The organism is Syntrophales bacterium (genome assembly GCA_035363115.1).
GTDB lineage: Bacteria > Desulfobacterota > Syntrophia > Syntrophales > PHBD01 > PHBD01.
Window position 1 is genome coordinate 584,530 of sequence record DAOSEM010000001.1, and the last position, 12,175, is coordinate 596,704.

Here is a 12,175-nt window from a genome sequence, read left to right on the forward strand (position 1 = left end):
GGGGCACGCGATTCCACCCGGTTTCTATTGCGATGGCCAGCTGAGCGATGCCTCGAACCTTATCCAGGCAAGGCGGGCAGTCTCTGCGGATCCCCCGTTCTCCAGCCGGGATTCGGTAATCCGCAACTGCCCCCGGCCAAAGCGGCCGATTTCTTCAATCTCCTCAGGGGTGGGTGCCCGGCTGGCGCCCGGCCCGTCGATGGTTCTGCCCACGGCCGGGGAGAAGATGAATTCCCTCATCATTCCCGGCGACTGTCCATCCTGTTCGTCCAGCTTCTGCCTGTCCATGAAATGCCTACTTTCGATGATCCTTGGATTGGGAACGAAGTGAAGCGGAGGAGTCAGGCGTGAAAGATCTTCCGTTCCGCCGGGATCATGGACTCGGATGGTCCAGCCGGACGGATCCGGCTCCAGGACAAAGCGGAATCCGGGGCCAAAGGTTCGGAGGTAGGTCTTTCCGGATGCCACCTCACCGGTGAACCGCTCCTCCTTCCGCACGGCACCAGCCGGGATGCGGTGGAGAGCCGCAGCCAGTCTTTCACGGAACTGACCCAGCGGCACGGACTGACCGGCTTCCCGGTCCCGCGCGTTGTCCATGTTTCCATGGATTGCGCCCTTCCTCACCTCCAGCCAGTACGTTCCGCAGACGGAGACGGCCAGGCCATGCCCTTCATAGGCCGGTTTGCTGCCCGGTCCGTTCAGGGCCAGGATCCACTCCGAGCCCGGAGGAAACCGGTCCACTCCGGGTCGGCATAGCATGCCGTTGTCGCCCCAGATCCGCAGGCGCCGGCTGTGGATGGGTCCGCTCAGGACCTCCAGGACCTCCACGTCCATTGCCAGGTCGATTCCTCTTGCCCGTCCGTGATATCCAAGCACCCTTGCCCGGATGATCCCCTCGGCCTGAGGAGCCACCGATAGGAACGGACCGCGCCATACACAGCTGCAGGCGGTGGCGTCATGGATGTCCGACCAGAGCAGGATGGAAAGGATCACCCAGCAGGCCAGGGGGATGCACGTCCTCCACGATACCTTCTTTTCCATGGGATCTCCTTTGCACTTCCGCTATGGCCCCAATCGCTCTGGCAGTATCGTTCCATCCATGTAGACCCGCAGCCCGTATTCGCCGCCTATGGCCGGGGATCTCCAAGCCCATTGAAAGTGCCAGTAGTGGCCGCGCTTCTTGATTCCGCTGTCGTAATGAAGGCTGGCGGATCGGAGGTATTGGCGCGAGAGGTCGATTCTATTTCCGGCAATATACGCCTCTGCGAGGTCCATGGCACGGCGCAGTTCGAGGGATGGAGCCGGAGAAGTCACGCCGGCCGGGGCAGAGTACGCAGTGAATGGAACAGCGGACGCGAGAAAAGCAACACAGACAAGCATCGTTCCGATCATTCGTTTCATGGAAATCCTCCATTCGTGACATGCCGACGACCACCCCTCTTCCCGAAACCCGGACATTCCGCAGGTCGTTGCAATCCATCTTATATTATTAAAGATATGAATACAAACGGGAAGGACAACGGGCGGGACGGGGGGAGCCCACCCTGACAGAATCCGTACCGTCATCCTTCTGTGTCCACAAAACGCATGCCGTTTCCACGGGACGCAGAAATGAGAGGGGAAGCAGAGAGGGGAAACGTTGTGGACTCAAGAAAGGATTTGACGGCTGGCTCATAAAGTTCTATTTGGAACTATCCTAAATCAAATTATTTGTAGTAGGCCTGGAGCATGAAAAGGAATCGACAGGAAAAGAAACCGTTCCCTCGCGAAGGAGGTTTCCTGATTGCCCGGATTTTTCAGGTATCGGGACGCGTCTTTGCCAGGAAGATGCGGGAGAGGGAACTGACCTGCATTACGCCCGAACAGGGGCGGATCCTCTTTGCCCTCTGGAGGAGCGACGGCATTGCCATCCAGGAACTGGCTGGCAGAACGTCCCTCAGCAAATCGACTCTGACGGCCATGCTGGACCGCCTGGAGGAGGGGGGCCACATTGTCCGCGTTCCTTCCCCGGAAGACCGGCGGCGGATTTTGATTCGGTTGACCGAGAAGGACAAGCAGCTCCGGGATACCTATATCCGGATCTCTGACGAGATGAGCGATCTGGTTTATCGTGGATTCAGCGACACGGAAATCGAGACGCTTGAAGGGCAACTCAGGAGAATCCTGCAGAACCTCGAGGATGCCGAGTCATGACAAAGACGGAGGAAACACCGTGAACGAGAGAACCGCGATCGATGTCTGGATGCAGCACCCGACTCTGCGCTTCATCAACCATCCCATGTTCGAGTCCCTCAGACGCTGGACCGGCATGGAGACGCTGACGGAAGAGATTCCACTTGAATTTACCATTGCAGCCATGGACCAGGGCGGGGTGGAAAAGGGGCTCGTATCCGCCTGGTGCGGACCCCGGGGTGAACTGATCTCCAACGACGAAGTGGCGGGATTCGTCCGCCGCTTCCCCGACCGTCTTATCGGCATTGCAACGGCGGATCTCTACCGGCCGATGGCGGCTGTACGGGAACTCCGGCGCTGCGTCCGTGAACTCGGCTTCCGCGGACTCCGCATCGTCCAATGGTTGTGGGATCTGCCGGTTACGGACCGTCGATACTATCCTCTCTTTGCGGAATGCATAGATCTGGGTATTCCCGTCTGCCTGCAGGTCGGACACACGGGGCCCCTGTGCCCCTCCGAGCCTGGGCGGCCCATTCCCTATATCGATGTGGCCGCCATCGAATTTCCCGAGTTAACGATGGTCTGCGGACACATCGGTTATCCCTGGACGCAGGAGATGATTGCCGTGGCCACCAAGCATCCCAACGTCTTCATTGACACCTCGGCCTACACGGCCAGGCGGTATCCGCAGGAACTGGTCGCTTTCATGAAGACGAACGGAAAGAGGAAGGTCCTCTTCGGCACCAATTACCCCATGATCACTCCTCGGAAATGTCTTGCAGAACTTGATTCCCTCGGACTTGACGAGGAAGCGGAAAGCTTGTTTCTTCATGGAAACGCCCGGCGGATCTTTGGATTGTAACCGTCGGAGGCAAAGTCAGGGTGAAGCAATCGGTATTCAAACTGCCCCAGCCGGGTGTTAACAGGCCTGCACGGCGTACCGCCAGCTACTCCCTATTTCTCATTTATTTTATTGCTTGCAGTTTTCTCCCTGCCGGTATATGAGCACACCAGTCTCCCCATTTCCCCGACATTCAACAAACGCAGCCGCTACCTATGAACATGGGTCGTAGCGAGTGCATCTTTCATATCCAACAGACAAATCAGGAACTACCTGCAAGTTCTCCCTTGTATTTCGGTATTCAAGTCTGCTCTCACGGACTCTTCCGGTGTGGGGTTGTTGACATGCAGGATTCTGGCTCTGAATGAACGTGCGGCAGCTCGATCCCAACCAATACAACAGGAGCGAAGGCATGCAAAGGAAGGAAAAAAAGACAGGAACAATCAATAAAGTCAAGGAAGGACGGGACAGGTTCATGGAGCTCATCAACCTCCTCCCCCAGGCGGTGATTGAGATCCAATTTGACGGGACACTTCTGTTTGCCAATTGGCACAGCAGGAAACTCTTCGGGTACAGCCTCGGTGACGACGTGGTCGGCAAAGTCAATGTCTTCCGGCACGTTATCCCGGAGGATCGCGAAAGAATTGCCGGCAGCATAGGAAAAATGGCATCCGGTGAGAAAGTGCGCCCCCCTGAGATTACGGCGGTACGCAAAGACGGATCGACCTTTCCAGCCATTGTGTACGCAAATCTGATCATCAATTCCGGAATTCCTGCCGGTGTCAGGGTGATCGTCGCCGATGTTTCGGACAAGAAGGAAATCGAGGAGGCGTATAAGGCCCTGGTGGACCACTCTCTTCAGGGACTTGTCATTGTTCAGGATGGACGTTTCGTCTTCATCAACGATTTTTTCATCCGGAACTCCGGCTTCACAAGAGAGGAAATCCTTTCTCTTCCCATTGACGACATGTGGCAGATGATCCATCCCGAGGACCGGGAAATGGTCATGGGCATGCACAGGAATCTGCTGACCGGTGTCGTGACACAGGCGCCTGTGATTGAATATCGTGTCTTTGTCAAGGGGCGCGAAGGGCTGGAAATGCGGTGGGTAAGTGACTACGGGACGAGGATCGAATACAGGGGAAGACCCGCCATACAGACCGCGCTCGTGGACATTACCGAACGGAAGCTGTCGGAAATGGCCATTCAAGAAAGCGAGAGGAGATATCGTGACCTTGCGGAGCTTCTCCCCCAGGGTGTGTTCGAGGCCGATACGGAAGGACGAATTCTCTATGCCAACCGCAGTACTCTGGATATGTTCGGAATCGTCTCCGGAGATATCGGACAGAACATAACGATTGCGGATACCCTGGCGGTGAAGGATCGCGACAGGGCAGAGCGGGGGGTTAGAAGAGTTCTGGCCGGCGAGAAGGTGATGGCGGGAGAATACACCTGTATCCGCAAGGACGGTACAACCTTCCCATCCCTGATTCTGGCGAACGCAATCATCAAGGGCGGGAAGCCGGACGGGATCCGCGGTGTCATCGTGGACATCACCGTACGCAAGGAAATGAACCGAAAGCTGGAGGAATCCGAGGCGCGGTATCGGACTTTGTTCAATTCGACCGGGACGGCAACGGTGCTCAGCGATGAAGATATGAGGATCGTCCTGGCCAACCAGAATTTTTACCGCATCAGCGGATATTCGCAGGACACAGAACTGAAATTCACGGATCTGATTCACCCCGATGATCTCGAATTCATGGTGGATTGTCACCGCCGGCGAAGAATCGATCCCGGATCCGTCCCGAGAAGCTATGAATTCAGATTCCGGCGGGCGGATGGTTCGGTTCGCAATGCATTTCTCACCGTCGGGATGATCCCGGGTACGAAAAGAAGCGTCGCCTCCATTATCGATATCACGGAGCTCAAGCAGACACAGGAAGAGCTTCGGAAAAAAACGTTCAGCCTGGAAGAAGCGAACTCCGCCCTGCGCGTCCTTTTAAAACAGCGGGACGAAGACAAAGCCGAGCTTGAAAAGAACATTCTGACCAACCTGAAGGAAGTCGTCCTTCCGTTCCTTGACAAGCTTAAGGTACAGAATCTGAACGCTTCTCAATTGAACATCCTGGCCGTAATCGAAGAGAACCTCAAGGAGATCATGTCTCCTTTCCTGAAGAACATCTCGTACAATTATGCGAGATTGACCCCCCGGGAAATCGAGATCCTGCTCCTTGTCAAGGAAGGTCGTTCGACCAAGGAGATATCGAGGATCATTCATACATCCGAGCGGACGATTGACTTCCAGCGAAACAGCATCAGAAAGAAGCTGGGGATCAGCAACAGCAAGGTCAATCTCAGGACCTTCATCATGAACAAGGAAGGATCGTTGTAGCGAAGAAACCGTTTTCCGTGAACTGACCCATCGCCGGGATTGAACCCTGAACATGATACATCCTGTAGGTCACGGGACATGAGGTCATTGTCAGGCCGTGTCCGTTGCAGGTTATGCAGCCTTGTGCTGTAGTCACTGCGGCAGATTTCCAAGGCCGTTTTTCTTATTGAGGAGCGTTCCTTAGGAAAATCAACGTTTCTATATTGTCAGATCCGGAGCAGCCCCAATCACGCATGGATGGGGCTGCTTTTTTTGTCTCGACGGGGTTTTCTTTTACCCGTGTGTGACTCCCCCCACAAGATCCCCCTTTCGATTTACCCCGGGAAGCCTGCTGATCTCGAAATTTACGGAACAGTACCTCTGCCAGAAATAACACTAACATGACAATGGGTTGGGTTGTTGTGCCTAAGGTGTGTAAGCATTACCTATAAGATTATCCGGGATTGTCTAAACGAATATTGGGTGAAAAATGGGAATCAAAAAGAGCGATCAGAAAACTAAAAAAAACGAAAAAAGGAACAAGCGGTTCATCAAAGAGTGAGTTGGGTTGAGGATCAGTATGATGGTGAGAGCAGTTCCAACACAGGAGCCGGCAGTCATGAAATCAAATCCTTCTGAAGAATTTATTGAAACGCCGATCCGTAATTTCCTCGCGAAATGCAGAATTCGTATATCCGTGAGGAATCTTGTGGAATGTCTCTCTGGTGCATGGATGTCTCTCAGTGTTTCAAATGAATACACTGGAGAGATGTAAGGTCTCGAATATGAGGAGAAATAAAACAATACCATTGGATTCACCAAGGGAAGGAGGTCTAGTCATGATGGATATGGGACAACGTCGAATGATTGAACAGCATGACAATGCGAATGCTGTCGGAATGTCTGATCCTGTGAATCGACCGAGCGAGTTTGAAGCCGATCTGGCAGAGTGTGAAAAAGGAGGAGCGACAATGGAAGATCCTACAAAGGTCGTTGTTTATGTTGTTGACGGTGTCATTAAAAGTGTTCTCGCGACGAAAACCGTTGATGTATATGTCGTCGAACATGACATTCGGCATGATCATGGCCGGCATGGGATAAGCACGGAACTCTATGGTTTGCCCGTTATGTTGAGCAGGCAGAAGAATGTTGTCGCTCCGCGATTGGTCAGAAAGGTTGTCCGGGCCCATCGAGATGCACATTGTTGATGTCTATTTGCCGGAGCAAATGTGTCGATTCTGATCGGCTGACCATCACCCACTCGATCGACTCAGGGCTGGGGGCGAATGAACATTACGGTATCTGGAAGAAGAGCAAACACTTGCCGGATCCTTATCGGTGAAGAGAGGTTGCCAGCTTCTGTTGAGGAGGCATCGATGAGTCGGAATTGTCCTTCTGCCAATATAGCGATGAATAAATCTGATCATCCTTTTGAAAAATGCAGTGTTCATGAACTGGAAGACATTCTCGAAGCTTCGCATGACGGCTTTTTCATAACGGATGGCCAGGGTGATGTTTTAAGGGTGAACAGTGCCTGGGAACGCATCTGTGGTTATTCCCGTACAGACGTCATCGGAAGAAATGCACAGGAACTGGTGAACGAAAAACTGTATTCGGAATCAGCCGTGATGGCTGCCATCCGTACCCGGAAGCCGATAACGATCCTTCTTGAAATGACCAAAGGTGGGAAAACCGGCCAGAAAATCATGGCCACTGCCATTCCAATATTTGGTGAAAACGGTGAAATCAAGCGAGTTGTTGCAAACATCCGGGATATAACAGAGATACTCTATCTGAAGGAACTTCTTGGGAAAACACAGGAACTGAACACGATCTATGCGGCTGAACTGGAGCAGGTGCGTTTCCAGCAGTTGCTTAATCACGGTAAGATTATAGCTCGGAGTCACGCTACAAGGAATATTCTGCAAATGGCTATTCAGGTGGCCAAGGTTGATTCAACCGTGTTGATCACCGGCGAGTCCGGTGTCGGGAAAGAGGTGATCGCGAACACCATTCATCGCCTCAGTCCACGTTCGGAAGGGCCATTAATTAAGATCAACTGCGGCTCCATTCCTGAGAATCTGCTCGAGACGGAACTGTTCGGATATGAATCGGGAGCTTTTACCGGCGCTCGGAAGCAGGGTAAGCCAGGTCTGTTTGAAATGGCTCAGAAAGGCACACTTTTTCTTGATGAGATTGGAGACATCACGTTCAATCTGCAGGCAAAACTCCTGAGAGCCCTTCAAGACCATGAGATCATGAGAGTCGGTGGATTGAAACCAGTACCGGTGGATGTCCGCATTGTTGCCGCAACCAACAAAGACCTGGAAGAAATGGTCAGGCAGGGTTCCTTCCGCAGCGACCTGTTCTATCGACTGAATGTTGTATCCATACGGATTCCACCGCTGCGAGAACGTCGAGAAGACATTCCTCTGCTGGCAATCCATTTTGTTGAAAAAATTAATGAAAGGTATTCGTTCAGCAAGCGTCTTTCTCCCGATGTGATAGACGGATTCCTTATGTATCCATGGCCTGGCAACATCCGGGAGCTGGAAAACGTTACGGAACAGATGATTGTCATGACCGAGGAGGACGAAGTCCGGGTCAGTCAGTTGCCGGCCTGTATAAGGAACTATATCGTTCCCGGCAATGAGGGGCGCAGACGCCTGGATCGGATGCCGTTGAAAGATGCCATTGAACAAACGGAAAGGCAAATTCTGGAACAGGCTCTCAGGAAACACCGGAGCACCAGAAGTGTTGCGCGGGCACTGGCAGTGAATCAGTCGACGATTGTGAGAAAAATTCAAAAATACGGACTCTCATCCCTGTGTAGAGAGATGGTTGATCAGACGAGCAATGCCTAGGATTTGTAGATTTGATCCGGTGGGTCGTAGATGATCTTTTCTCTATTGTGTTTCTCTGGCTATCTACTATTCGACATACCCAGAATCACGATTCATGGCTTATGATTCAGGCGTCCGTGTGTCGGAGCATTAATAGTTCTCCAATACAGAGTAGTAATATCAATTAGTTCCTGGCGTTTCTTCTGTATTATCCCATTCCCATTCCTTCCCATTCAAATATAAACAGATAGCTTGTCAGCCTGAATATAAAGGGCTTTATTGGCAGATGCGTAAATGAATATCCGATGCAATATCGCATCATTTAAAATGTGATAATAAACACAAATAGATAACATTGTATCAATTGTTATTATGTCCTCATGCGATGTCGTATAGCATCATCAGTTGTCTTCCTGCCATTGAAATAAACCACTGTTCTTATTGGCTTAATCAGGGATCCTCCTTCCTCACAGCGGATGATAATTAGTGGCACGGTTCCTGCCTGATAGAGAACAGATTGGCGGTGTCCCTCGAGTAGGCGCGTAAAGTTTTTAAACCATTTAGAAATGAAAGGAGGATGGTGAATGGCTGTAGTTATGTCGGCAGGGGAAGCGGTAAAAAATGAAAGATTCGGGGACACCGCCATTCATTATACAAATTCCACGAGATGAAAGTGAATGAGGAATTCCCTGGAGGATTCTATGGATATGATTCTGAGAATTGATATGGGAGCCGAAGGCGGACCGATGGCCAGGACGGATGAGCCTGGAGAGTATACAGGTTTTGGGGGACGGGCGATGACGTCGGCAATTATCTCGAAGGAGGTGCCCCCCCTGTGCCACCCTCTCGGTGCTGAAAACAAACTGGTCATTGCACCGGGACTTCTTTCCGGAACCGGAGCAGCCATGTCGGGACGGTTGTCCGTCGGCTGCAAGAGCCCGCTTACGGGCGGCATCAAGGAAGCCAATTCGGGAGGGCAGGCGGCTCAGGTTCTCGGAAGGCTTGGGTATGCGGCGATTGTCCTGGAAGGCAAGCCGAAAGGCGATAATCTTTACAAGGTTCTCATCAATAAAGAGGGTGTTCGGATCGAAGAAGACAACAGCCTGCGGATGCTCCCCAACTATGACCTGATCCAGAGAATGAAGGAACAGTATGGAGAGAAGATCGCCTGTATTTCCATCGGGCCCGCTGGAGAAATGAAGCTCTCCGCTGCCTCGGTGGCCTGTACGGATCCCGAACTCAGGCCGACCCGCCATGCCGGGCGCGGAGGCGTTGGCGCGGTCATGGGAGCGAAAGGGGTCAAGGTCATTGTGCTGGATGATTCCGGCCTGAAGAACCGTCAGCCGAAAGACTCCGATAAGTTTAGAGAAGCAAACAAGAAGTTTGTTGCGGGTCTTTCCAGCCACTCCGTAACCGGGCAGGCGCTTCCCGCGTATGGCACCAATGTACTGACCAATATCGTCAATGAGGCAGGGGCCTATCCAGCGTTCAACTTTCAGCATGGCCAATTCCAGGGGGCGTCGAAAATCAGTGGCGAGACCTTCGCCGAACTGGAGACACAGCGCGGCGGAAATCCCACGCACCCCTGTCACCGGGGCTGCGTCATTCGCTGCTCCGGAATTTATAACGACAAAAACGGTAATTATGTCAGCAAGCAGCCGGAATATGAAACTGTATGGGCTCATGGAGGCAACTGCGGCATCGATGATCCCGACACCATCGCCCTCCTTGATTTCCTCGACGACAACTACGGGCTCGACACCATCGAAATGGGAGCGACGATTGGAGTTGCCATGCAGGCCGGGATTGCGCGCTTTGGTGATGCAGAAGCCGCCATTAATTTGCTGAAGGAAGTGGGTGCGGGTACTCCCTTGGGAAAGATTCTGGGAAGCGGCGCGGCCGTCACAGGAAAGGTCTTCGGTGTTGAAAACGTGCCCGTGGTCAAAGGGCAGGCTCTGCCGGCCTATGATCCGAGGGCTGTTCAGGGGATCGGTGTGACGTATGCGACCAGCACCATGGGGGCAGACCACACGGCGGGCTACTGCATTGCAACGAATGTTCTCAAGTGCGGCGGTTTTGTTGATCCATTGCAGGTCGAGGGCCAGGTGGAACTGTCCCGAAACCTGCAGATCGCTACGGCAGCTATCGATTCAACGGGGATGTGCCTGTTTATCGCCTTCGCCGTCCTCGATCAGCCGGAAACGTTTCAGGCCCTGGTCGACCTGCTCAACTCATTCTACGGCCTTAGTCTGACCGGCGATGATGTCTCTGCCCTGGGTCGAAAGATCCTTGATATGGAACGTGATTTCAACCGTCGTGCCGGTTTTGCGAAAGAGCATGATCGCCTGCCACGGTTCTTCACAAGAGAATCCCTCAATCCCCACAACATGACCTTCATGGTGAAAGATGCCGACTTGGACAGAGTGTTTGATTGGTAAAAAGGTCGGCATCGTTGCTTTACTTATTCCGGCAGGGGAGGCTCTCCCTGCCGGAATAAAACCTTACCGGAATTAACACGGGAAGGGGCCATTCCTTATTCATTATGAAAATTCATGTGAAACTGTTTGCCTCCCTACGGAGGGGGCGCTTTGACGCTTGCAGCCTGGAGTGCGGTGAAGGAACCGTTGTGGGGGATGTCTTGTCAGTCCTTGGAATACCTGAACAAGAGACCTCCATCATCTTCATCAACAGCCGCATAGCGGACAAGTGCTCCCTCCTGCGAGGGGAAGACTATCTGGCTATCTTTCCGCCCATTGGAGGGGGGTAAATAAATGGATTCTATTGAGGATTTTCTTGCATCCAATTCCCGGGAAGGGCTGGTTTCCCTCGCGGTCCAGCAGGAGGCAAAGCGCCGGTTTCATCTGACCCATCGGGAATCGGAAGAGTTTATCCTCTCTATGGACCTGTTGCCGATCCGTTATGCCAGAAACCGAAAGACCTTCTCCACGGAACAGCAGTTGAAACTCCTCAACAGCCGGGTTGCTGTTGTCGGCTGCGGAGGATTGGGGGGATACATGGTGGAGGAACTGGCCCGGCTCGGTGTGGGGTCGATCCTGGTCGTGGACCCGGATACTTTCGATGAGCACAACCTGAACCGCCAGCTATTCTCCGTTCCGGGAAACCTGGGAATGCCCAAGGCGGTAGCCGCCGTGCGCAGGGCAAAGGAGATCAATCCCGCCATTCATGCCATCGCGATGGTCACATCCTTTTCGGAAGAGAATGGCGAAGACCTGCTCATGGACATTCAGGTGGCAGCAGATGCACTTGACAATGTTCCCGCCCGCCTGGAACTGGCCGGGATCTGCGACCGGATGGACATCCCCCTCGTCCACGGCAGTGTCGGAGGCTGGTACGGTACGGTGGCCACGCAATATCCAGGTGAGCGGACGATTCAGCGCCTGTTCGCCAATTTCTCGGGTAGCAAGGGCATCGAGGAAGAACTCGGCAACACGTCGTTTACTCCCCCGCTGGTAGCAAGCATCGAGGTGGCGGAAATCATCAAAATCCTCCTTGGCGAGGGGACAACCCTGAGGGGCAAGCTTCTCTCCATCAACCTGATCGACATGGAGATTGTTGACATCAAGCTATGATTTCCGAGCCCTCTCCACACGACGGGGGCTCGTTGCTTTTTAAGGAAAACGCTTCCTTTTCCCCATCTGCAGTCACAACAGGGTTTTGCCCTCGGGAACTCCGTTATCGGAGGACGGGGAGGTGTCTGCCTCCCGATTCTGAGATCCGCCGGTGCTCAATCTAAGAAAAAGGTTTTGATTCTGAGCATTTAACCTCCGAGGCGGCCTGATCGCAAGGCTAGGGCAAGACTCCATTCACACCTCCCGATGTTCCCGTTTTCGATAGGTAGGCGGTCATACGGTGCAACCTGGACGGCAATAAAGAAAACGCCCGGAAGCTCTCCCGGTATTGCGAATTCAGGGGCGGTTTCAACTG

9 protein-coding genes are annotated in these 12,175 nt (G+C 53.1%); 7 read left to right on the plus strand and 2 right to left on the minus strand.

Annotated features, from left to right (window positions below):
• Positions 1 to 24: 24 nt before the first annotated feature.
• Positions 25 to 1,041 carry a hypothetical protein gene (locus PLO63_02605; protein HOI73016.1) on the minus strand — a complete coding sequence of 339 codons (1,017 nt, stop codon included), beginning with the start codon at positions 1,039 to 1,041 and terminating at the stop codon, positions 25 to 27.
• A gap of 21 nt (positions 1,042 to 1,062) precedes the next feature.
• Positions 1,063 to 1,401 (minus strand): hypothetical protein, encoded by a 339-nt coding sequence (locus PLO63_02610; protein ID HOI73017.1) that lies wholly within the window; start codon positions 1,399 to 1,401, stop codon positions 1,063 to 1,065.
• 327 nt (positions 1,402 to 1,728) lie between these two features.
• On the opposite strand from PLO63_02610, the gene PLO63_02615 reads away from it, so the two are divergent.
• The 7 genes from PLO63_02615 (at position 1,729) to PLO63_02645 (ending at position 11,820) form a co-directional block, all read left to right on the plus strand.
• On the plus strand, positions 1,729 to 2,193 hold the full coding sequence (locus PLO63_02615) for a MarR family transcriptional regulator (protein HOI73018.1): 465 nt from the start codon (positions 1,729 to 1,731) through the stop codon (positions 2,191 to 2,193).
• A gap of 19 nt (positions 2,194 to 2,212) precedes the next feature.
• Positions 2,213 to 3,034, plus strand: coding sequence for an amidohydrolase family protein (locus PLO63_02620; GenBank protein ID HOI73019.1), 822 nt, complete (start codon positions 2,213 to 2,215; stop codon positions 3,032 to 3,034).
• Between the two features lie 391 nt (positions 3,035 to 3,425).
• Positions 3,426 to 5,408, plus strand: a complete 1,983-nt coding sequence (locus PLO63_02625) for a PAS domain S-box protein (GenBank protein HOI73020.1) — start codon at positions 3,426 to 3,428, stop codon at positions 5,406 to 5,408.
• An 818-nt stretch (positions 5,409 to 6,226) separates the two neighbouring features.
• Complete coding sequence (locus PLO63_02630; GenBank protein ID HOI73021.1) at positions 6,227 to 6,595, plus strand: hypothetical protein; 369 nt, start codon at positions 6,227 to 6,229, stop codon at positions 6,593 to 6,595.
• A 78-nt stretch (positions 6,596 to 6,673) separates the two neighbouring features.
• A complete protein-coding gene (locus tag PLO63_02635) occupies positions 6,674 to 8,251 on the plus strand; it encodes a sigma 54-interacting transcriptional regulator (GenBank protein ID HOI73022.1) in 1,578 nt (525 codons plus the stop codon).
• A gap of 680 nt (positions 8,252 to 8,931) precedes the next feature.
• The gene (locus PLO63_02640; GenBank protein HOI73023.1) at positions 8,932 to 10,668 is read left to right on the plus strand and encodes an aldehyde ferredoxin oxidoreductase C-terminal domain-containing protein; all 1,737 of its coding nucleotides are present in this window, start codon (positions 8,932 to 8,934) and stop codon (positions 10,666 to 10,668) included.
• Positions 10,669 to 11,001: 333 nt separating this feature from the next.
• The gene (locus tag PLO63_02645) at positions 11,002 to 11,820 is read left to right on the plus strand and encodes a HesA/MoeB/ThiF family protein (protein ID HOI73024.1); all 819 of its coding nucleotides are present in this window, start codon (positions 11,002 to 11,004) and stop codon (positions 11,818 to 11,820) included.
• The last annotated feature ends 355 nt before the right edge of the window (positions 11,821 to 12,175 follow it).